The organism is Hydrogenophaga sp. FW305-3-2-15-A-LB1 (assembly GCF_058787875.1).
Window position 1 is genome coordinate 45,475 of sequence record NZ_JBYTAE010000021.1, and the last position, 21,436, is coordinate 66,910.

General features: G+C 68.6%; 21 protein-coding genes and 1 tRNA gene. 9 read left to right on the forward strand and 13 right to left on the reverse strand.

Features of this window, described 5'->3' with window-relative positions:
- Window positions 1-17 precede the first annotated feature (17 nt).
- The 9 genes from AC3WPZ_RS08675 to AC3WPZ_RS08715 all read right to left on the reverse strand — a co-directional run bounded on the left by AC3WPZ_RS08675 (window position 18) and on the right by AC3WPZ_RS08715 (window position 9,906).
- Window positions 18-803: a GntR family transcriptional regulator gene (locus AC3WPZ_RS08675; protein WP_492439189.1), complete on the reverse strand. Its 786-nt coding sequence runs from the start codon at window positions 801-803 to the stop codon at window positions 18-20.
- Between the two features lie 45 nt (window positions 804-848).
- A complete protein-coding gene (locus AC3WPZ_RS08680) occupies window positions 849-1,799 on the reverse strand; it encodes a PDR/VanB family oxidoreductase (RefSeq protein WP_492439191.1) in 951 nt (316 codons plus the stop codon).
- 23 nt (window positions 1,800-1,822) lie between these two features.
- Window positions 1,823-3,238 (reverse strand): Rieske 2Fe-2S domain-containing protein, encoded by a 1,416-nt coding sequence (locus AC3WPZ_RS08685; protein WP_492439193.1) that lies wholly within the window; start codon window positions 3,236-3,238, stop codon window positions 1,823-1,825.
- 42 nt (window positions 3,239-3,280) lie between these two features.
- Complete coding sequence (locus AC3WPZ_RS08690; protein WP_492439195.1) at window positions 3,281-4,738, reverse strand: NAD-dependent succinate-semialdehyde dehydrogenase; 1,458 nt, start codon at window positions 4,736-4,738, stop codon at window positions 3,281-3,283.
- A 2-nt stretch (window positions 4,739-4,740) separates the two neighbouring features.
- A complete protein-coding gene (locus AC3WPZ_RS08695; protein WP_492439197.1) occupies window positions 4,741-5,586 on the reverse strand; it encodes an ABC transporter permease in 846 nt (281 codons plus the stop codon).
- Window positions 5,583-6,617 carry an ABC transporter substrate-binding protein gene (locus tag AC3WPZ_RS08700; protein ID WP_492439199.1) on the reverse strand — a complete coding sequence of 345 codons (1,035 nt, stop codon included), beginning with the start codon at window positions 6,615-6,617 and terminating at the stop codon, window positions 5,583-5,585. The genes AC3WPZ_RS08695 and AC3WPZ_RS08700 overlap by 4 nt, the downstream gene beginning before the upstream one ends.
- A gap of 43 nt (window positions 6,618-6,660) precedes the next feature.
- Complete coding sequence (locus tag AC3WPZ_RS08705; protein WP_492439201.1) at window positions 6,661-7,512, reverse strand: ABC transporter ATP-binding protein; 852 nt, start codon at window positions 7,510-7,512, stop codon at window positions 6,661-6,663.
- Between the two features lie 228 nt (window positions 7,513-7,740).
- Window positions 7,741-8,832, reverse strand: a complete 1,092-nt coding sequence (gene ychF / locus AC3WPZ_RS08710; protein WP_382154740.1) for a redox-regulated ATPase YchF — start codon at window positions 8,830-8,832, stop codon at window positions 7,741-7,743.
- Window positions 8,833-9,006: 174 nt separating this feature from the next.
- The gene (locus AC3WPZ_RS08715) at window positions 9,007-9,906 is read right to left on the reverse strand and encodes a LysR substrate-binding domain-containing protein (RefSeq protein WP_492439203.1); all 900 of its coding nucleotides are present in this window, start codon (window positions 9,904-9,906) and stop codon (window positions 9,007-9,009) included.
- A gap of 103 nt (window positions 9,907-10,009) precedes the next feature.
- Between AC3WPZ_RS08715 and AC3WPZ_RS08720 the strand changes: the two genes are divergently transcribed.
- Entirely contained in the window at window positions 10,010-10,993 is a 984-nt protein-coding gene (locus AC3WPZ_RS08720) for a tripartite tricarboxylate transporter substrate binding protein BugE (protein WP_444687299.1), read from the forward strand.
- Between the two features lie 3 nt (window positions 10,994-10,996).
- Window positions 10,997-11,875 carry an N-formylglutamate amidohydrolase gene (locus AC3WPZ_RS08725; protein WP_492439205.1) on the forward strand — a complete coding sequence of 293 codons (879 nt, stop codon included), beginning with the start codon at window positions 10,997-10,999 and terminating at the stop codon, window positions 11,873-11,875.
- Between the two features lie 2 nt (window positions 11,876-11,877).
- Here AC3WPZ_RS08725 and AC3WPZ_RS08730 read toward each other — a convergent pair whose 3' ends face one another.
- Window positions 11,878-12,753 carry an MOSC domain-containing protein gene (locus AC3WPZ_RS08730; protein WP_382321650.1) on the reverse strand — a complete coding sequence of 292 codons (876 nt, stop codon included), beginning with the start codon at window positions 12,751-12,753 and terminating at the stop codon, window positions 11,878-11,880.
- Window positions 12,754-12,830: 77 nt separating this feature from the next.
- Between AC3WPZ_RS08730 and AC3WPZ_RS08735 the strand changes: the two genes are divergently transcribed.
- Genes AC3WPZ_RS08735 through AC3WPZ_RS08745 form a run of 3 tightly spaced genes read left to right on the forward strand, consistent with a single transcriptional unit; the run spans window position 12,831 to window position 16,563 of the window.
- Window positions 12,831-14,000: an FAD-dependent monooxygenase gene (locus AC3WPZ_RS08735; protein WP_492439207.1), complete on the forward strand. Its 1,170-nt coding sequence runs from the start codon at window positions 12,831-12,833 to the stop codon at window positions 13,998-14,000.
- Window positions 14,001-14,041: 41 nt separating this feature from the next.
- Complete coding sequence (locus tag AC3WPZ_RS08740; protein ID WP_444687302.1) at window positions 14,042-14,755, forward strand: DsbC family protein; 714 nt, start codon at window positions 14,042-14,044, stop codon at window positions 14,753-14,755.
- Window positions 14,752-16,563, forward strand: coding sequence for a M61 family metallopeptidase (locus AC3WPZ_RS08745; RefSeq protein ID WP_492439209.1), 1,812 nt, complete (start codon window positions 14,752-14,754; stop codon window positions 16,561-16,563). Before AC3WPZ_RS08740 ends, AC3WPZ_RS08745 begins: the two co-directional genes overlap by 4 nt.
- On the opposite strand, the gene paaK is transcribed toward AC3WPZ_RS08745, so the two are convergent.
- Genes paaK through AC3WPZ_RS08760 form a run of 3 tightly spaced genes read right to left on the reverse strand, consistent with a single transcriptional unit; the run spans window position 16,560 to window position 19,092 of the window.
- Entirely contained in the window at window positions 16,560-17,855 is a 1,296-nt protein-coding gene (gene paaK / locus AC3WPZ_RS08750; RefSeq protein ID WP_382328307.1) for a phenylacetate--CoA ligase PaaK, read from the reverse strand. The two genes, AC3WPZ_RS08745 and paaK, sit on opposite strands and share 4 nt — an antisense overlap.
- Complete coding sequence (gene paaI, locus AC3WPZ_RS08755) at window positions 17,852-18,292, reverse strand: hydroxyphenylacetyl-CoA thioesterase PaaI (RefSeq protein WP_382328305.1); 441 nt, start codon at window positions 18,290-18,292, stop codon at window positions 17,852-17,854. The genes paaK and paaI overlap by 4 nt, the downstream gene beginning before the upstream one ends.
- A 2-nt stretch (window positions 18,293-18,294) precedes the next feature.
- Window positions 18,295-19,092 carry an enoyl-CoA hydratase-related protein gene (locus tag AC3WPZ_RS08760; protein WP_444687304.1) on the reverse strand — a complete coding sequence of 266 codons (798 nt, stop codon included), beginning with the start codon at window positions 19,090-19,092 and terminating at the stop codon, window positions 18,295-18,297.
- A gap of 143 nt (window positions 19,093-19,235) precedes the next feature.
- Here AC3WPZ_RS08760 and AC3WPZ_RS08765 point away from each other — a divergent pair, with 143 nt between their 5' ends.
- From AC3WPZ_RS08765 to AC3WPZ_RS08780, 4 genes are all read left to right on the forward strand, one after another.
- Window positions 19,236-20,024: an enoyl-CoA hydratase gene (locus AC3WPZ_RS08765; protein WP_444687305.1), complete on the forward strand. Its 789-nt coding sequence runs from the start codon at window positions 19,236-19,238 to the stop codon at window positions 20,022-20,024.
- 37 nt (window positions 20,025-20,061) lie between these two features.
- Window positions 20,062-20,138: transfer RNA gene (locus AC3WPZ_RS08770), tRNA-Met, on the forward strand.
- A 62-nt stretch (window positions 20,139-20,200) separates the two neighbouring features.
- Entirely contained in the window at window positions 20,201-20,761 is a 561-nt protein-coding gene (locus tag AC3WPZ_RS08775; protein ID WP_291120512.1) for a YaeQ family protein, read from the forward strand.
- An 18-nt stretch (window positions 20,762-20,779) separates the two neighbouring features.
- Window positions 20,780-21,424, forward strand: a complete 645-nt coding sequence (locus AC3WPZ_RS08780) for a class I SAM-dependent methyltransferase (RefSeq protein ID WP_444687306.1) — start codon at window positions 20,780-20,782, stop codon at window positions 21,422-21,424.
- Window positions 21,425-21,436 lie beyond the last annotated feature (12 nt).

The window sequence follows — 21,436 nt, forward strand, 5'->3', positions numbered from 1 at the left end:
GGAGACGGCGTGCGCGCTCAGACGGCGGACACCGTGGTTTCGGGGAACTTGAGCGAATGCGCGTTGGGTGCCACGGAGAATTCCTGGTAGTACACGCAGCGCTCCTTGCCGGCACAGGCCACGGCGTACATGAACATGCCGCTGGTCCCGGTGGCCAGGCCCATGCGGGTGCAGGCCTCATCGTCGAAGGGCTGCATGCGCACGAAGTGCGTGACCTCGGTGATGGGTAGGCGGCACTGGCGCACGATGACTTTCTTGAAGTTGGCGCCGTTCAGTTCGTCCATGGGCATTTCCCACAGGCGCTTGAGCACCTTGCGGTCGCCGTAGAAGCGGCTGAAGATGCGGAACTCATCGTTGACGATGATCACGCGGTCGAGCCGGATCACGTCGGCCTGCGGGCCGAGGTAGGCGGTCCAGGGGCCGCGCTCGAACACGCTCACGCGGGCGATGGCCTGGGAGTAGATCGGCAACACCACGCCCTCGTCGTTGACGAAGCGGCAGTGCCAGGGGTCCTGCAGCTCGCGCGGCGGATCGGCGACGAAGCTGCCCAGGCCGTGCTGGCGCACCACCAGGCCCTGCTCCGACAGGTCGCGCAGGGCGCGCTGCACCGTGCCCAGGCTGAAGGGCGTGAGCTGCGTGAGTTCCTCTTCGGGCGGCAGCCGGTCGCCCGGGCGCCAGACGCCCTGACGGATGGCTTCCACCAGCGCGTCGGCCAGGCGCTGGTATTTCGGGCGGCCGCTGCGATCGGGCATCTGCAGCACCTGGAACACGTTCTCGGCGGCGTTCACGGCGGCGTTGTTCATGGAGGGGTCCTCACCTGGCGGGTTGTTGTCATGGGCCTGGGGCCTTCAGAGATCGAGCGAGAGCGGCGTGCGGGCGTGCGCGCAGCACAGCAGCACGCTGCGGGCGCGCTCGTCTTCGTTCAGGATCAGGTCGTTGTGGTCGGGCTCGCCGTCGCGGTAGTCCACCTTGCAGGTGCCGCACACGCCGGCCTCGCAGGAGCTTTCGCAGTCCACGCCGGCCTCTCGCAGCGCCTGCAGCAGGGTCTGCACGGGAGAGACCTGCACGGTGCGGTCCGAGCGCAGCAGGCGCACCGGCACGGTGTTGGTCGAGGCGGCGGCCTCGGGACGCGCGGCCTGAGGCTCAGCGCCGAAGTATTCGCAGTGCACGGTGCCGGCAGGCCAGTGGGCCGAGGCGGCCTTCACGGCCTTCATGAAACCGGCCGGACCGCAGTAATACAGGTGCGTGCCCGGCTCGGGATCGCGCAGCAGCTGCGCGATGTCCAGGCCGTTGCGCGGGTCGCCCCGGTCGTGGTGCAGCGTGACCAGGCCTTGCTCGGCCAGCGGCCGCAAGCGGGCGGCGAAGGCGGTGCGTTCGGGCGAAGTGGTGCAGTAGTGCAGCGCGAACGGGCGCCCGTCGGCCCGCAGCCGTTCGAGCATGGCGAGCAGCGGCGTGATGCCGATGCCACCGGCCAAGAGCAGCGAGCGGCCGGCACCCTGGTCCAGCGGGAAGAAGTTGTGCGGCTCGGAAACCTCGATCAGATCGCCGGCGTGCACCCGCTCGTGCATGGCGCGCGAGCCGCCCCGGCTTTCGGGCACGCGCAGCACCGCGATGCGGTAGTGCGTGGTGTCGCCCGGCGCGTTGCACAGTGAGTAGCGGCGCGACAGCCCGCCGGGGATGTGCACATCGAGGTGCGCCCCGGCGTCGAAGGCCGGCAGCGGCTGGCCTTCGGGATGCACGAGTTCGAACGAGAGAACGCCCTCGGCTTCCCAGGTCACGGAGCGAACGCGCAGTTTCATCTTGGTGTCCCGTGGGCGCGCGCTCAGGCCGGCTCGGCGGTCTTCTCCACCGCGACGGTCCGGCCGTCGAGGCGGTCGAGTTCGCGGCGGATGTGGGCGTCGCGCGCGGCGGCATCAAACAGGTCATCGGCCGCGCGGCTGATTTCCATGATCTTCTTGCCCAGGGCGAGGAGTTGCTTGCGGTCCTCGGCGGGCGGCAGCTCGGGAATGTCGAGCACGCTGTCCTGCGAGTACAGCGGCAGCGTGCGGCCCTTGGCCACGAGTTCCTCGTACAGCGGATCGGGCTGGGTCTTGCCACGCAGGATGTCGCGCAGCAGGCGGCGGCAGAGGTAGACGCCCACGTCCGACGAGCCGGGGTGCTCGGAGGCGTGGATCGCCACCTTGCGCTGGCTGACGATGGCTTCCCAGTCGCCCGGCGCGCGCTGGCCTTCCTCGTAACTGCGGTTGCCGGTCTGGCCTTCCAGGAAGTCGATCTTGTCGACACCGCAGTCGGCCTCGCTGCCCAGGCCGTCGGGGTCCACCATGCTGTTGAAGTGGCGGTAGCCGAGGATCATCATGTGGTGGTCGTCGATGGGCACGTTCCAGCGCGTGCAGCCGGAGTTGCCATGGCGCTCGCGCGCGGCCGTGGGCAGCAGCGAGCCGATCTGCAGGTAGTTGGGGAACACCATTTCGGTGATGCGCAACCACACCTTGCTGCCAGGCAGGCGCCGGGCAGCGACGAAGACACAGCCGTTGCCATTGCGCGTGGCCTCCCACTGCATCACCGGCATGTCGCCAAAGCCTTCGAGCGAGAGCCCGGCGGCGGTGCTGTCATCCACGCCTTCGGCGACCATCTTGTTGTGCAGCACGGCCGTGTGCATGTGGTCCATGATGTTCTCGTACACCTGCAACCAGTTGCAGGGGTAGATGTTCGAGAACGGCACCAGCTTGTTGTCGCTCGGGAAGGTGTAGCTGTCGAACTCGGGGAACGGCGGCTGCTGGTCGGGCGGGCCCATGTAGGCGAACACCAGGCCGTTGCGCTCGAATGCCGGGTAGGCGCCCTGGCAGACGGTCTGCTTCAGGCGTGTGTCGTCGTGCTCGCAAGGCGCTTCGATGAGGGTGCCGTCGATGCGGTACGACCAACCGTGGTAGCAGCAGCGGATGCCGTCGTGGGTGATGATGCCGTATTCCAGCGAGGCGCCGCGGTGCGCGCAGTTGCGGTGCATCACGCCGATCTCGCCGCGCTTGGAACGGAAGGCCACGAGGTCTTCGCCCATGATGCGAATCGCCTTGGGCAGGTCCTTGAGTTCTTCGGACAGGCACACCGGTTGCCAGAAGCGGCGCATGTATTCGCCCATGGGCGTGCCGGGATTGGTGCTGGTGAGTTCGCTGTCCGGCCCGGGGATGTCGCGGTTCTTGTAGCCCGAGAATCGGAGCGGGTGCACGTTGTCGGTGGTCATGGGATGGGTCTCCTGGATGCGGATCGTGTGAAAAGGGGGGCCTCAGGTCGCGAGGCTGGACTGGCTGACGAAGCGGCTGTGCAGGTAGGCGTCGAGCCCTTCGGGGCCGCCCTCCATGCCGAGGCCGCTGTCTTTCATGCCGGCGATGGGCGCGTCCGCCAGCGCGGGGGTGAAGTTGTTGATGCCGATCCAGCCGGCCTCGACGCGCTCGGAAAACTCCGCCGCGCGGTCCAGCCGGTTGGTGAAGGCGTAGGCCGCCAGGCCCATGTCGGTGTCGTTGGCCAGGGCAATGGCGTCGTCGAGCGAGGCGAAGGCCATCACGGGCGCGACCGGGCAGAAGGGCTCTTCCTTCAGCAACCGGGCCGAGGTGGGGAGCTGCGTGAGCACCGTGGGCTGGAAAAAGAAGCCCTGGCTGCCGATGCGCGAGCCGCCCGTCAGGATGCGCGCGCCACCGGCACGGGCGTCATCGACGAGGGTTTGCGCGGCCTGCAGGCGGCGCAGGTTGTTCAGCGGTCCCATCTGCACGCCCGGCGCGAGGCCGTCGCCGACCTGAAGAGCCCCTGCCCGCTCGGCAAGCCGAGCGGCGAACTGTTCGGCAATGCTTTCGTGGACGTAGAAACGGCTGGGCGAGAGACAGACCTGACCCGCGTTGCGGAACTTGAACGCGGCGCAGGCGGCGGCCACCTTGTCCACGTCCACGTCGTCGAACACCACGACGGGCGCGTGCCCGCCCAGCTCCATGGTGGCCGGCTTGAGCTGCTGGGCCGCCTGGGTGGCGAGCAGCCGCCCGACCGAGACCGAGCCGGTGAACGAGATCTTGCGGATGATGGGCGATGCAATCAGGCGCTGCGAGATCTGCGCCGGCACGCCGAACAGCAGATTCAACACGCCGCTGGGCAGCCCCGCGTCGACGAAGGCGCGCACGAGTTCGATGCAGCTGGCCGGTGTTTCCTCTGCCGGCTTGAGCACCACCGTGCAGCCGGCGGCGAGCGCCGCCGCCACCTTGCGCGCGGCCAGCACGATGGGGAAGTTCCAGGGCACGAAGGCAGCCACCGGCCCGATAGCGCGTTTGAGCGTGGTCTGCGTCAGGCGGTGCGAACGCGGTGGCATCACGCGGCCGTAGGCCCGTTTGCCTTCTTCCGCGCACCAGGCGATGGTCTCGATCACGCGGTCGATCTCGCCTTGTGAATCCACCAGCGGCTTGCCGTTCTCCAAGGTCAGGTGGTGCGCGATGGCATCGCGCCTTTCATCGACCAAGGCGGCGGCGCGCTTCAGAAGGCGGTCCCGCTCCCACGCGCTGGTCTGCGACCAGCCTGGGAACGCGGCCTGCGCGGCGGCCAGTGCGTCGTCGATGTCGCGCTCGGTGGCCACCGTCAGGCGGCCGATGTCGGCGCCCGTGGCGGGGTTGAGGACCGGCAAGGTGTCGCGGCCTTTCTCGCCGCGCCATTCACCCGCGATGTGCAACGGGAGTTCCGACAGGTACACGTGGGAGCTGGACATGCTCAGCGCCCCTTCCAGTGCACGAGCTTGTCCTCGGCGCCGGTGAGCAGCGCGTTGAGGATCAGGCCGATCACGCCGATGAGGGCGATGCCGATGAAGACCACCGGGATGCGGAAGAGCTGGGCCGCGTCCGAGATCATGAAGCCCAGGCCGGCCTGCGCACCCACCAGTTCGGCGGCCACGACCACCGCCCAGCTCAGCGCCATGGCGACCTTCAGGCCGGTGAATATCTGCGGCACGGCGGCCGGCAGCACGACACGGAAAAAGGTCTGCGAACGGCTCAGGCCGATGGACTGCGCGGCGCGGAAGTAGGCCAGCGGCACACCGGCCGCACCGGCGTGCGCATTCACGAACGCGTAGTTGAAGGCGGTGAAGAGGATCAGCACGATCTTGCCGGTCTCGCCCAGGCCGAAATACAGCACGGCCATGGGGATGAAGGCGATCGGCGGGATGGGTCGAACGAAGGCCATGATGGGCGAGAACATCGCGCCGACCACCTTGCTGTAGCCGCTGAGCAGACCCAGCGGAACGCCGATGGCCACGCCGATCAGGAAGCCGATGATGGTGCGGAACAGGCTGGCCTCGATGTGGGCCCACAGCGACTTGCCCTTGTAGCCGTCCCGCAGCAGCGCGGCGAACTCGGTGGCCATGCCCTGCGGCGTGGGCAGGTAACCCGGGCCGACCAGGCCGGAGACCGTGACGAAGGTCCACAGGAGCAGCAGGCCGAGCACGGCGGCGATGGAGTACACGACCAGGGGCATGGTGCGCGGCATCTTCATGAGGCCGGCGTGGCGCTGGCGCGCGGCGCGTTCCACGCCAGTTTCGGCGGAAGCGGTTCTCGTGCTCACTTGCGCTCACCTTTCATGTAGCGCTGCAGATGGCTGGGGTCGATCGCGTCGGCGATCACCTTGGGCGAGAGCGGCGCGGGAATCGAGCCCGCCGCCGCCAGGGCTTCGCTGGCCACCTGGAACTTGAGTGCCAGGCCCTGACCGGGCGCGGTCATCGAGAACGGTGATTTCGGATCGACCTGCTGCTCCAGACTCGGGATGCGGGAGAACTCGCGCTCATAGGCGGCTTTGGCGACCTGGCGCGAGATGCCCACGTTCTTCACCAGCGCATCGATCGCCAGGTTGGGGTTCTTCGCGATCATGTCCATGGCCTTGGCCTTGACTTGCACGAGGCGAAGGCCCACGTCCGGGTTCTTGGCGAGAAAGGCCGGGCGGGCCGCCGTCATGCCCGGGCACACGCCGCCATGCGGGGTGTAGTCGGTGGCCCAGCCGGCGATCTTGTAGCCCTGCTGCGAGAGGGATTGCGAGAACGGTGACCAGGCGATGCCGGCCTGGATGGCACCGCTGGCGAACGCGTTGCCGTACAGCGGCGGGGCGATGTTGACCACACTGAGGTCACTCACCTTGGTGCCCAGCTTGCGGGCCAACAGCACCAGCGAGACCTGGGCGCAGGTGCCGGAGGGCGCACCGATGGCTTTGGCCTTGGGCAGGTCCTCGGCGCTGTTGATGCCGGCCTTGGGGTCGACCACGAGGGCCTCGGCCGCCGCATGGTCAAGTTCCCAGTAGATCATCTTGAGCGGGATGTTCTGGCCCAGCGCGAAGACCGTGGCCAGGCCGGTGGTGATCACGTCCAGGCTGTCGCTCTTGAGGCCAGCCAGCAGCGGCGCGCCCGAGGCGAAGAAGAAGAACTCGGGCTCCAGCCCCGCCTCCTTGAACAGGCCATGGTCCTTGGCGACGTAGACCGCGTAGTAGTCGGCCGACGGCAGGCCCCATTTGAATTTCAGCGGAGCGGCGGGGCTCTGGGCCATGGCCGAGCCCGCCGCGAAGGCGCAGGTCACGGTGGCCAGGAACTGTCGGATGAAGGTTCTCATGGGTGTCTCCTCGTGGGTGGATGGGGCGATGCGTTGCGACGGATCAGGCGGCCAGGGCCTGACGAGGTGCGGCCTGTTTGCTGGCCTGGACTTCTTCCTGCACGGCCTGCAGCAGCTCGCGTTGCAGGTCGATGAAATACGGCGTGCTCAGGAAGTCGGCGGTGCGCGGCTTGTCGGCCTCTACGCGCACCGACAGCTTCACGCGGCCGGGGCGGCGCGTCATCACGAGCACGCGGTCGGCGACGAAGATGGCTTCGCTGACGTCGTGGGTGATGAAGAAGATGGTCGGGCGGTACTCCTGCCACAGGCGCAACAGCAGTTCCTGCATCTGGATGCGGGTCTGGTAGTCGAGCGCGCCGAAGGGCTCGTCGAGCAGCAGCACCTTGGGCTCGGACACCAGCGCGCGGGCGATCTGCACGCGCTGCTGCATGCCGCCGGAGAGTTGGTACGGGTAGTGGCGCTCGAAGCCGGTGAGACCGACTTCCTGCAGCAGGTGCATCGCGCGCGCCGAGTAGGTCTCGCGCGGCACGCCCCGGCATTTCACGCCAAGGGTCACGTTGTCGAAGACGTTGAGCCAGGGAAAGAGCGAGGGCTGCTGGAACACCACCGCCCGGTCCGGGCCGGGGCCGTCGATCCGCTGGCCATCCAGCGCCAGGGTGCCGGTGCTGGGCTGCTCGAAGCCGGCGATCATGTTCAGCGTGGAGGACTTTCCGCAACCGGTGGGACCGAGCACCGTGACGATCTCGGCTGGTGCGATGTCCAGGTCCAGACTGTCCAGCGCCAGCGTCTGGTTCCTGGCACGGCCGCTGCCGCCGTAGATCTTGCTGGCTCCGCGAAAGGCGATTTTGGGCAGCGCCCGCTGCGCGGAAGCGAGGATTTCAACTCGGGCTGTCATGGGGTTTGTCTCCGTCTCGTCAGGGGTTGAGGCACTGTAGTCCTATGAAGGACTAAAGCTCAACATGACTCGGATCGGGGATTCCCCAAGTCCTATAGGCCGATGACCAGAAAGGATTGAAGGACTCGTACTTTCAGGGGCGCGAGCAGCCCGGTGGCCGGCGATTTCGGCAACAAAAAACCCACCGGGCTTGCGCCGGGTGGGCGTTGTCGAGGGTGAAAAACCGCCTCAGCTGCTGAACAGGAAGTTCATCACGTCGCCGTCCTTGACGACGTAGTCCTTGCCTTCGGCGCGCATCTTGCCCGCGTCCTTGGCGCCCTGCTCGCCCTTGTAGGCGATGTAGTCGTCGAAACCGATGGTCTGGGCGCGGATGTAGCCCTTCTCGAAATCGGTGTGGATCACGCCAGCGGCCTGCGGGCCGGTGTCGCCCACGTGGATGGTCCAGGCGCGCACCTCTTTCACGCCGGCCGTGAAGTAGGTCTGCAGGCCGAGCAGCTGGTAGGCCGCGCGGATCAGGCGGTTCAGGCCCGGCTCGTCCTGCCCAAGTTCCTTGAGGAATTCGAGCCGGTCGGCGTCGTCCATCTCGGAGAGTTCGGCCTCGATCTTGGCGCAGATGGCGACCACGGGCGCGTTCTGCTTCTGCGCGAATTCCTTGAGGCGGTCCAGCAGCGGGTTGTTTTCGAAGCCGTCTTCCGACACGTTGGCCACGAACATCGCGGGTTTGGCGGTGATCAGGAAGAACTGCTTGAGCTGCGCCTGCTCTTCCTTGCTGAAGTCGATGGTGCGCACCGGCTGGGTGTCGTTGAGCGCGGCCTGGCACTTCTCGAGGATGGCGACCTGCTTGATCGACTCCTTGTCGCCCGAGCGCGCGGTCTTGCTCACGCGGTGCAGGGCCTTTTCCACGGCGGCCAGATCGGCCAGGCAGAGCTCGGTCTGGATGACCTCGATGTCGGCGATCGGGTCGACCTTGTTGGCCACGTGGATGACGTTCGGGTCTTCGAAGCAGCGCACCACGTTGACGATGGCGTCGGTCTCGCGGATGTGCGCGAGGAACTTGTTGCCCAGCCCTTCACCAGTGCTCGCGCCCGCCACCAGGCCGGCGATGTCCACGAACTCCACGATGGCCGGCACGATGCGCTCGGGCTTGACGATCTCGGCGAGCTGCTGCAGGCGCGGATCGGGCACTTCCACCACACCGGTGTTGGGCTCGATGGTGCAGAAGGGGTAGTTCTCGGCCGCGATGCCGGCCTTGGTCAGCGCGTTGAAAAGGGTGGACTTGCCGACGTTGGGCAGGCCCACGATGCCGCATTGGAGGCTCATGGAAATTCCTTATGAATCAACCCCTGTGGCACTGTGCAGCGCCTGTCTGGCAGTGCTGCGAACCGAGGTGAGAGGTACCGGGTTCCGTGAGGACGTTGTCCTCGTCTTGCCAAGGGGAAACGGGTGTCGATTGTACTGATGGGTGAATCTCTCGCGCTGAAGCGTCCCGGACGCTCAGCCGCCCGCGCGCCGGGCCTGTTCACGGACCCAGAGCGAGAAGGCCTCCACCGCGCGGGAGCCGGCGGTCGCGCGCGGACGGCACAGGTAGTAGCCCCGCCCGGTGTTGGCGCTGCCGGGCACGGGGGTGACCAGGCGGCCGGTGGCCAGTTCGGCCTGCACCATGCAGCGCTGGACCACCGCCACGCCCATGCCCGCGCGGGCCGCTTCGATCAGGTTCATGACCAGGTCGAAGCCCGTTCCCCGCCAGTGCGGCGGCAGTTGCCCGCCCACGGAATCGGCCCACAGGGCCCAGTTGTCGCGGTAGTTGCTGTGGTACAGCAGGGGCAGGTTCAGCAACGCGTCCACGCCGTCGATGCCTTGCGCCAGCGCGGGCGCGCACACGGCCACGATCTCGCGGCCGATGAGGTACTGCGCCGCCACCTGGCGGGGCCAGTGCTTGCCGGCCCGCGCCTTGAGCGCCACCCACAGATCCACGTCCGCGCGGGTGAAGTCCTCGTCGTGGTGGTACTGGCGGAACTCGATGTCGATCTCGGGGTGGCGGTGCCGGAAATCCTCCAGGCGCGGCATCAGCCAGAGGTTGCCCAGGCTGGGCACCACGGACAGCCGTAGCCGCAGGGCTTCGGGCAGGGCCCTGACCTGGCCCGCCGCGGCCTCCAGCGCGGCCACGGGCCCTTCGACCTGGCGGCGCAAGTCGGCGCCGGCCGGGGTCAGGCGCACGCCGCTGGCCGCGCGGTCCAGCAGCTGGACCCCCAGGTGTTTCTCGAGCCGGGCCACCGCGCGGCTCACCGCCGCCTGGGTCACGCACAGCTCGTCGGCCGCGCGGTGGAAATTGCCATGGCGGGCCACGCCCAGGAAGGCGTGCAGCTCCACCAGAGAAGGGCTTCGGATGCGCATGCGGCTGATTACATCATGTCATCGCACACGGCGAAAATGTCGTTTGCCTGCCTTGGTCGGATTTCCTACCCTTCGGCTCCCATCCCCGAGGAGGAGACCTCACATGACCACCCGAACCCTGCTGCGCACCGCGCTGACCCTGACCACCGCGCTCGTTCTGGGCGCTGCCGCCCAGGCCCAGACCGCCTACCCCAACCGGCCGATCAAGCTGATCGTGCCTTTCGCCCCCGGCGGCTCGACCGACCTGGCCGCGCGCCTGGTGGCCGAATACGGCGGTCGCGAGCTCGGCCAGTCCATCGTGGTGGAGAACAAGGCGGGCGCCGGTGGCTCGACGGGCATGGAATTCGTCGCCCGCGCGCCGGCCGATGGCTACACCCTGGGCATGGCCACCGTCAGCACGCACGGCAGCAACCCGGCGGTCTATGGCAACAAGCTGCGCTACAACCCGGTGAAGGACTTCGCGCCGATCACCAACGTGGCGACCACGCCCAGCGTCTTCGCGGTGCATCCCGCCACACCGGCCAAGGACATGAAGGAGTTCATCGCCCTGGCCCAGGCCAACCCGGGCAAGTACAGCTTCGCCTCGCCGGGCATCGGCTCCCTGGGCCACGCCAACATCGAGCACTTCATGGCCCTGTCCAAGATGAACCTGCTGCACGTGCCGTACAAGGGCGCCGGGCAGGCCATGACCGACGCCATGGCGGGCCAGGTGACCGCCATCACGGACAACCTGCCGTCGGCCCTGCCGAACATCCAGTCCGGCAAGCTGCGCGCGCTGGCGGTGCTGAGCGAGAAGCGCTCGCCCTCGCTGCCGGAGGTGCCCACCTACGGCGAACTCGGTTTCCCCCAGATGGGCGGTGGCGGCTGGTTCGGCGTGGTCGCGCCGGCGGGCACGCCGCCCGAGGTGGTGGCCAGGCTCAACGCTGCCATCCACAAAGGCATGAAGCACCCCGAGTTCATCAAGCAGATGGAAGCCTCGGGCTCCACGCTGATCCCCGGCACGCCCGAGGCGTTCGCCCAGCAGATCCAGCAGGCCATGGAGCGCTACGAGCGCGTGGCCAAGATGGCCAAGATCTCGCTGGACTGAGCCATGCCGATCGACGCACCGCCGTTCACGCTGCACCGCCCCGTCGCCACGCCCGTGCCCCTGGTGTGCGACTCGCCGCACAGCGGCACCGACTACCCGGCGGACTACGACCACGCCGTGCCCCGGGCGCTGCTGCGGCGCGGCGAGGACACGCATGTGGAGGCGCTGTGGGCGGCGGTGCCCTCGGTGGGCGGCAGCCTGCTGGCGGCCCACTTTCCCCGCACCTACGTGGACTGCAACCGCTCGGAGGACGACCTCGACCCGGACCTGCTCGACGGCCCGTGGCCGGCGCCGCTGAACCCGAGCGATAAGACCCGCCTGGGTTTCGGCCTGGTGTGGCGCAACATCGACGCCAGCACGCCGATCTACCACCGTCGGCTCACCGTGGCGGAGGTGCAGGCGCGCATCGCCCGCTGCTACCGCCCGTACCACGCAGCCCTGTCGCGATGCATCGACGAGACCATGGACCGCTTCGGCGCGCTCTGGCACCTGAACCTGCATTCCATGCCCGACAACGCCTACGAGCGGCTCCAGATCCGCAGCACCCGCCCACTCGCGGACTTCGTGCTGGGCGACCGCGACGGCACCACCTGCGACCCGGCGTTTGTCGACCTGGTGGAGCGCGAGCTGCGCTCGCGCGGCTATTCGGTGGCCCGCAACGACCCGTACAAGGGCGTGCAGCTGATCGCTCGCATCGGCCAGCCCGCACAAGGGCGCCACAGCCTGCAGATCGAGATCCGCCGCCCGGTGTACATGGACGAGATCACCCGGGAGCGCAACGCCAGTTTCGCCACGGTGCAGCGCGACCTGGGCGAACTGGCGGCCACGCTGGCGCGCTACGCGAGCGAGCGGGCCAGCCCGCCACGATCAGCCCAGGGCTGAGTTCAGTCGAACTTCCAGTCGGCGCTCACGGGCTGGCCGATCCGCAGCACCTGCCCGTCGCCTTCGAGCACGATGGCATTCATGCCGAAGGTGATGGCGCCGTTGAGGCGCGGGTCCTGCCGGTAGACCTGCAGCGTGTCGTTCACCTCGGGGCTGGAGATGGCGGTGGCCGGGTCGATGTTGGGAATGGGACAGCGGCCGCAGGGCTTGACCGGCTCGATCAGCGCGGACGCGCCGTCCCCGGTGCCAATGCGCATCGCGCCCACGCGGTCTTCGTCGTGCGCTTCCACGCCGGCCAGCACGACGTTGGGCCGGAAACGCAGCATCTCCACCGGCCCGTGGCCGGCCGCACCCAGGCGGGTGTTGAGTTCGTCCAGCGACGCGGTGCTGGTCACCAGCAGGCTGAAACCGTCGGCGAACTGCGTGACGGCCTCGCGGCCCCCGGTCCACTTCAGGCTGCACACGCGCCGCACCTCGGGGTCGAAGCGCGCCAGGCGCAGGGGCTGACCGAGGAAATCGCTGAACCACTGCGCGGCCAGATCGCCCATGTCGTAGGCCTGCACCTCGTCGTCCCACACGCGCACCTGGAGCGGGCCTTCGGCCGCGTCCAGCGCCAGGTGCAGCGCGAGCATGCCGGGGGCGCGCAGCACCAGCTGGCCCATCTTGAAAGCGGTCTGGATGAGCGCCATGCGGGGCAGCTCGCGCTGGGTCACGAACTCGCCGTCCGCGTCCACCACCATCCAGGCGCGGTCGTACAGCAGGCCGGTGTCGGTCAGCTCGACCTCGGTCAGCGAAATGCCGGCGCAGGACTTGACCGGATAGACCCAGAGCTGGGCGATGGTGGCCTGCACGTCGGCGGCAATGGGTTCAGCACTCATGGTGGATGGTCAGGATGGGGGTACCGGGTATCGCCCGGGGGAAGGCCCGGATTGTGCCCTGCTCCTAGAATCCCCCCATGAACTCCCCTGCCCCCCGCACCGGCTCTACCCGGCGTTTCGACGTCGCCATCCGAGGGGCCGGCGTGGTGGGCCAGACCCTGGCCCTGCTGCTGGCCCGCGACCGCCTGCGCGTGGCTCTGGTCGGCGCGCCACGCGGCCCGCAGGACACCCTCGACGTGCGCGCCTACGCGATCAACGCCGCCTCGCGCGACGTGCTGCGCTCGGTGCGCGCCTGGCCCGAGGCCGATCCGCAGGACGACCGCGTGCCCCCCATCACCCCGGTGAGCGCCATGCAGGTGTGGGGCGACGACGGCGGCGAGCTGCAGTTCTCGGCCGACGACCAGGGCGCGGACGCGCTGACCTGGATCGTGGACGTGCCCGCGCTGGAGCAGCGCCTGTCCGACGCGATCGGCTTCCAAGGCGGCATCGAGCGCGTGAGCGAAGCGCCCAACGCCGCCCTGACGGTGGTGTGCGAGGGCAAGCGCAGCCAGACGCGCGCGGAACTGGGCCTGGAATTCGACGTGCGCCCCTACCCACACAAGGCGGTGGCCGCGCGGCTGCATTGCGACCAGCCGCACGGCGGCATCGCCCGGCAGTGGTTTTCCAACGGCGAGGTGATGGCCCTGCTGCCCCTGGGCGGCGCGTTCGGGAACTCCGTGGCGCTGGTGTGGTCTGTCCCTGCACAGCAGGCCGACGCCTGGCTGCAAGCCGACCCGACCACCTTCACCCAGGCCGTGCAGGCGCGCTGCGCCCAGGCCCTGGGCCACATGCACATGGAAAGCCCCGCCCAGGCCTGGCCCCTCGAACTCTCGCGCGCCCAACGCTGGATCGCCCGCACCGCCCAGGGCGGCGTGGCGCTGGCCGGCGACGCGGCGCACGCCATGCACCCGCTGGCGGGCCAGGGCCTGAACGTGGGTCTGGCCGACGCCGCCGAGTTGGCGCGCGTGCTGCAGCAGCGCGAATACTGGCGCGAGCTGGGCGACCTCAAGCTGCTGCGCCGCTACGAACGCGCGCGCGCCGCCGAGGTAGGCGCCATGGGCTGGGTCACCGACGGTCTGTTCGGCCTGTTCGCCCACGGCGACTCGCGCGTGCAGGCGCTGCGCAACTGGGGCCTCAACGGCTTCGACCGCAGCGGCCCGCTCAAGCGCTGGATCGCCCGCCAGGCCATGGGCCAGCCGCACTTCTGAAACCCTCTTTCGAATCCCGCACGCCCTCCAAGGCTCCCACGATGAAACTCTTCAAATCCCTCCTGATCGCGGCCTTGGCTGCCCTGTCGATGGCCGCCATCGCCCAGGAAGCCACCATCCGCAAGAACCTCGCCGAGCGCCTGCCCAACCTGCCGGCCATCGACGAGGTCAGCAAGACGCCCATGCCGGGCATCTACGAGGTGCGCGTCAACCAGAGCGAGCTGTTCTACACCGACGCCGAAGGCAACTACCTGATCCAGGGTTCGATGATCGACACCAAGGCCCGCGTGGACCTGACCGAGCAGCGCATGGACAAGCTCACCGCCATCGCCTTCAAGGACCTGCCGCTGAAAGACGCCTTCACCATCGTGCGCGGCAATGGCAAACGCAAGCTGGCGGTGTTCGAGGACCCCAACTGCGGCTATTGCAAGCGCTTCGAACGCGACCTGATGAAGATCGACAACGTGACGGTGCACGTGTTCCTGTACCCGATCCTGAGCGCCGACTCGGGTGAGAAATCGCGCAACATCTGGTGCGCCAAGGACAAGGGCAAGACCTTCGTCGACTGGATGGTGCGCGACGTGACCCCGCCTTCGGCGACTTGCGACGCGGCCGCCGTGGCGCGCAACTTCGAGTTCGGCAAGAAGGCCCGCATCACTGGCACCCCGACCATCATCTTCGCCAACGGCACGCGCGTGCCCGGCGCCATCGGTGCCGAGCAGATCGAGAAACAGCTCGCGGAAGCCAAGCCTTGAGCACCCGCGCCAGGGCGGCCAAGGCCGCGCGCAACGCAGGCGTGCGCTACACCGTCTCGGTGCTCAGCGCGCACGCCCACCTGTTCGCCGTAACGCTGCGCATCGAGCAGCCCGCGAAGAACCAGCGCGTGGCCCTGCCGGTGTGGATACCGGGCAGCTACCTGGTGCGCGAGTTCTCGCAGAACCTGCAACAACTGCGCGCCTGGCAGAACGGGCAACCCGTCGCCCTCAGGCAGCTCGACAAACACCGCTGGCAGGCCCAGGCCGAGGCCGGCGAGCCGCTGGAGCTGCGGTATGAGGTGTATGCCTTCGACGCCTCGGTGCGCACCGCCTTCCTCGACGCCTCGCGCGGTTTCTTCAACGCCACCAGCCTGTGCCTGCGCGTGCTCGGCCAGGAGGACACGCCGCACGCGCTGGAGCTGTTGAGCGGCGAGGCCACCGCCGGCTGGCAGGTCGCCACCGGCCTGACGCCGCAGACCGTGGACGCCCAGGGCTTCGGCCACTACCTCGCCGAGGGTTACGACGAGCTCGCCGACTGCCCGGTGGAAATGGGCCGCTTCTGGAGCGCCAGCTTCACCGCCGGCGGCGTGGAGCACCGCTTCGTGGTGGCCGGCGCGGGCGAGTGGATGGATGGCGAGCGCCTGATCGAAGACACCCGCAAGATCTGCGAGACGCAGATCGCCTTCTGGCACGGCCAGCAGCCCCCGCCTTTCTCGCGCTACGTGTTCATGCTGTACGCCAGCGCCGACGGCTACGGCGGCCTGGAGCACCGCAACTCCACCGCGCTGATCTGCCAGCGCGCCGACCTGCCGCGCGCCCCCGCGCCGGGCGAAAAGCCCGCCGCCCTCAAGGCCACGGACGGCTACACCACGCTGCTGGGCCTGATCAGCCACGAGTACTTCCACACCTGGAACGTCAAGCGCCTGCGCCCGGCCGAGTTCGCGCGCTACGACTACGACAGCGAGAACCACACCGAGCTGCTCTGGTTCTTCGAAGGCTTCACCAGCTACTACGACGATCTCATGCTGCGCCGCGCCGGGCTGATCGACGACGCGACCTACCTGCAGCTGGTGGCCAAGACCCTCAACCAGGTGCAGCAGACGCCGGGCCGCCTGGTGCAGACCGTCGCCGAGGCCAGCTTCGACGCCTGGGTGAAGTACTACCGCATGAACGAGAACACGCCCAACGCGACGGTGAGCTACTACACCAAGGGCTCGCTGGTGGCGCTGTGCCTGGACCTCACGCTGCGCGCCGAAGGCCACGGTTCGCTCGACGCGGTGATGCGCGAACTCTGGCAGCGCTGCGAAGGCGGCCCGATGCGCGAGGCCGACGTGCTGCGCGCGCTCAAGCGCCTGGGCCAACGCAGCTACGAAGGCGAGATCGCGGCCTGGGTGCACAGCACCGACGAGCTGCCCCTGCCCTCGCTGCTGCAGGACCATGGCGTGAAGGTGGCGCACGACAAGGCGCCGCTGGCGCAGCAACTCGGCCTGCGCGTGAGCGAGACCGGAGGCGGCGTGGTGCTCAAGACCGTGCTGCGCGGTGGCGCGGCCGAGGCCGCCGGCATGGCCGCGAACGACGAGTGGCTGGGCGTGGAGTTCGCGCCCGCGCAGCGCGGCGGCGAGGCCGAGGCCTGGCGCCTCCACAAGCTCGACGAACTGCCGCCCCTGCGCGCGCGACGCGCCAAGCTGACCGCGTTGGTCTCGCGCGACAAGCGCCTGCTGCGCCTGCCGCTGGACTGGCCCACCGAGTCCTTCACCGTGCGGCTGGCGGTGGGCGATGCGCCCAAGCTCGCCAGCTGGCTGAATTAGCGCCCTCGCTGATCCAGAACGCGCTTGGCCTTGCCCTGGCTGCGTTCGACACCGCCCTCGGGCTTCAACTGCACCATCACGCTGCTGCCCACGAACACCTTGATGTCGTGCTGCAGCAGGCGCGCGGCCCCCTGGGCCTCCTCGCTGTCCGGTGACAGGCCCGAGCGCGTCTCCACCACCACGGTGAGGTCGTCCATCGGCCCCTGGCGCGTGAGCACGCACTGGTAGTGCGCGCTGAGTTCGGCGCGCTTGAGGATGAGCTCCTCGATCTGCGTGGGAAACACGTTGACGCCGCGCACGATCATCATGTCGTCGCTGCGGCCGGTGATCTTTTCCATGCGGCGCATGGGGCGCGCCGTGCCGGGCAGCAGGCGCGTGAGGTCGCGCGTGCGGTAGCGGATGATGGGCAGCGCCTCCTTGGTCAGGCTGGTGAACACCAGCTCGCCCAGCTCGCCGTCGGGCACCGGCTCGCCGGTGTCGGGGTCGATGATCTCGGGGTAGAAGTGGTCTTCCCAGATCGTCGGGCCGTCCTTGGTTTCCACGCACTCGTTGGCCACGCCGGGCCCCATCACCTCGGACAGGCCGTAGATGTCCACCGCGTCGATGCCCATGCGCTGCTCGATCGCCAGCCGCATGTCGTTGGTCCAGGGTTCGGCGCCGAAGATGCCCAGGCGCAGGCTGCTCTCGCGCGGGTCCAAGCCCTGGCGTTCGAACTCGTCGGCGATCGCCAGCATGTAGCTCGGCGTGACCATGATGATGTCGGGCCGGAAGTCCTGGATCAGCTGCACCTGCCGCTCGGTCTGGCCGCCGCCGAAAGGCACCACCGTGAGCCCCAGCTTCTCGGCACCGTAGTGCGCGCCCAGGCCGCCGGTGAACAGGCCGTAGCCATAGCTCACGTGCACCAGATCACCCGGGCGGGCGCCACTGGCGCGGATGCTGCGCGCCATCACCGTGGCCCAGGTGTCGATGTCCTTGAGCGTGTAGCCCACCACCGTCGGCTTGCCGGTGGTGCCGCTGCTGGCGTGGATGCGCGCGCACTGCTCGCGCGGCACCGCGAACATGCCGAAGGGGTAGCTGTCGCGCAGGTCCTTCTTGGTCGTGAAAGGGAACTTCGCCAGGTCGGCCAGGCTGCGGCAGTCGTCGGGGTGCACGCCGGCCGCATCGAACTTCGCGCGGTACACCGGCGAGTTCTGGTAGGCGTGGCGCAGCGTGGCCTGCAGGCGCTTGAGCTGCAGCGAACGCAGTTCGTCGATGCCGGCTTTTTCGATCGGTTCGAGGGGAAAGGTCTTCATGGCTGCTCGTCCTCGGGAAACACGGTGCCGGCGATCACGGCGCTCTTGCCGCGGAACATCGCAACCACTTCGCCGCGCTGGTTGCTCACCCGCATGTCGTAGATGCCGTGGCGGCCCGACAGCGTCTGTTCGATGCCTTCGCAGGTGAGCACGTCGCCCGCGTGCGCGGGCCGCAGGAACTCGATGCCGCAGCCCGCGGCCACAGCGTTCTTGTTGTGGCTGTTGCAGGCAAAGGCGAAGGTGGAATCGGCCAGCGTGAAGATGAAGCCGCCATGGCAGATCTGGTGGCCGTTGAGATGCAGCGGGCGCACGGCCATGCGCATCACGGCGCGACCGGGTTCGCAGGCCAGCAGCTCCATGCCCATGGTGTCCTTGCTCGCGGTGTCCACCGCGAACATCGTCTCGCCCACCTTGCGGGCCTTGTCTTCGGGGCTCATCCTCATTCGCCCTTGAACTGCGCCGGACGCTTTTCGCGGAACGCCATCACGCCTTCGATGTAGTCGTGCGTGCGGCCCAGGGCCGACTGGGTGTCGCGCTCCACGTCCAGTTGCTGGTCCAGCGTGCGCGTGCCGGCATCGCGCAGCAGGCCGCGCGTGGCCACCAGGGCCTTGGTGGGCATGGTGGCCAGGCGCGCGGCCAGGGCCAGTGCCGCGCCCACGCAGTCGTCGGACACGTCCCAGACCAGGCCCCATTCCTTGGCCTGCGTGGCCGGCAGCTTGTCGCCCGTCAGGGCCAAGGCCATGGCGCGCGCCAGGCCCAGGCGCTCGACCAGGAACCAACTGCCACCCGCGTCCGGTATCAAGCCGATCTTGCTGAAGGCCTGGATGAAGCTCGCGCCGGTGGCGGCGATGGCGATGTCGCAGGCCATGGCCAGCGAGGCGCCCGCACCCGCCGCGACGCCGTTGACGGCGGCGATGGTGGGCATGCGCAGCCCCTGCAGGCGGCGCGCCGTGGGGTTGAAGGCCTGCTCGATCACCGGGCCGGGGTCGGCGCGCTTCACCAGATCGGGGCCGGGCTCGAAATCGAATTCGGCCAGGTCGGCGCCGGCGCAGAAACCGCGCCCGGCGCCAGTGAGCACCAGCGCGCGCACCGCCGGGTTGGCCTCGGCCTGGTCCAGCGCGGCCCACAGCTCGCGGTGCATCTGGCGGGTGAAACTGTTCAGGGCTTCGGGGCGGTTGAGCGTGACCAGGGCCACGGCCCCGCGCTCTTCGTACACCACGGTGGCGTTGTTGCTCATGTCGGCGGTCTCCTGCTGTTGTCGTTGGGCGTTGGATCGCAATTTACCATTAACCAACCAATCGGTCGGCTAATGTTTTCCCGGAGGGCGGGCCCGATATAGTGGTGGGCTTTCAACCCGACGCCATTGCCCGAGGAGACACCATGACCGCCGCCACCCCACCCGAATGCATCACCGTGCGCACCGAAGGCCGCGTGGGCATCGTCACGCTCAACCGGCCCAAGCAGCTCAACGCGCTCAACAACCAGCTCATGGACGAGCTGGGCGCGGCGCTCAAGGCCTTCGACGCGGACGAGGGCATCGGCTGCATGGTCATCACCGGCAGCGAAAAGGCCTTCGCGGCCGGCGCCGACATCGGCGCCATGGCCACCTACACCTTCGCCGACGTCTACAACGGCGACTACATCACGCGCAACTGGGAAACCATCCGCGGCATCCGCAAGCCGGTGATCGCGGCCGTGAGCGGCTTCGCGCTGGGCGGCGGCTGCGAACTCGCCATGATGTGCGACTTCATCATCGCGGCCGACAACGCCAAGTTCGGCCAGCCCGAGATCAAGCTGGGCATCATCCCCGGCGCGGGTGGCACGCAGCGCCTGCCGCGCGCGGTGGGCAAGGCCAAGACCATGGACATGGTGCTCACCAGCCGCATGATGGACGCCGCCGAGGCCGAGCGCGCCGGCCTTGTCAGCCGCGTCGTGCCGCTGGACAAGCTGATGGACGAGGCCCTGGGCGCCGCGCTGGTGATCTGCGGCCTCTCGCTGCCCAGCGTGATGGCGGCCAAGGAAGCGGTGAACCGCTCGTTCGAAGGCACGCTGTCGGACGGCGTGATGTTCGAGCGCCGCCTGTTCCACGCGATGTTCGCCACCGAAGACCAGAAGGAAGGCATGGACGCCTTCGTCAACAAACGCAAGCCGGCTTTCCAGCACCGCTGAGCCGTCCAAAAAAACTGTCTATAATGCGCGCTTCGCTGGCGATATAGCTCAGTTGGTTAGAGCGCAGCATTCATAATGCTGATGTCGGTGGTTCAAGTCCACCTATCGCCACCAGCATCTCAAAAAGCGGGTTCCGGCAACGGGGCCCGCTTTTTTCATTTCCGGTCCGTCTCGTCATGGCAATCAAGTCCACCATCTTCAAGGCAAACCTGCAGATCGCCGACATCGACCACGGCTACTACGCCGACCACGCGCTCACCCTGGCCCGCCATCCCAGCGAGACCGACGAGCGCATGATGGTCCGGCTGGTGGCGATGGCGCTGCACGCGCACGAGCTGCAGGACACCTGCCGGGGCGACGGCACGCTGGCTTTCGGCGCCGGCCTCTCCGACCCGGACGACCCGGACGTCTCGTTGACCGATTTCACCGGCCGCAAGCGCCTGTGGATCGAGGTCGGCCAGCCGGAAGACAAGCCGCTGGCCAAGGCCTGCAGCAAGGCCGACGCGGTGGTCGTCTACGCATTCGGCAGCGCGGCCGACGTGTGGTGGCGCGGCATCGAGGGCAAACTCACGCGGCTCGACCGCCTGCAGGCCTGGCGCCTGCCGACCGAGGTGGCGCCCGCGCTGGCCCAGCTCGCCGAGCGCAGCATGCAGCTGCAGGCCACGGTGCAGGAAGGCGCGCTCACGCTCTCCAGCGAGCGCGGCAGCGTGCACATCGAGCCGGTGCGCTGGAAGTAGCCGGCCGGCCTTCGCGCCATGCGCTGCCCCGTTTGCGAAGGCCTTGAGGGCCGGGCGTTCCAGGTCGTCGGCGAGCGCGCCTATGGCCGTTGTGGGCGCTGCGAGGCCACCTTTCTGTTCCCCGAACACCGGCCCTCGCCCGAGGCCGAACGCGCCGAGTACGAACTGCACCGCAACACCGGCGACGACGCGGGCTACCGCGCCTTCCTGGCCCAGGTGGCCACACCGCTGCTGCAGCGCCTGGCGCCCGGGTGCAGCGGGCTCGACTACGGCTGCGGCCCCGGCCCGGTGCTGGCCGACCTGCTGCGCGAGGCCGGCCACACGGTGGCCCTGTACGACCCGTTCTTCCACCCCGACACGGGCGCACTGGCCACCCCCCACGACTTCATCACCTGCACCGAGGTGGCCGAGCACTTCCACGACCCCGCCGCCGAGTTCCGCCGCCTGGACGCGCTGCTGCGCCCGGGTGGCTGGCTGGCGCTGATGACGCGCTTCCAGACCGACGACGCGCGCTTCGCGCAGTGGCACTACCGCCGCGACCCGACCCACGTGGTGTTCTACCGCGAGGCCACGCTGCGCTGGCTGGCGCGCCACCATGGCTGGCACTGCGAAGTGCCTGGCGCCAACGTGGTTCTGATGCAGAAGCGCCCCGCCCCCGCGTGAGACAATCGCCCC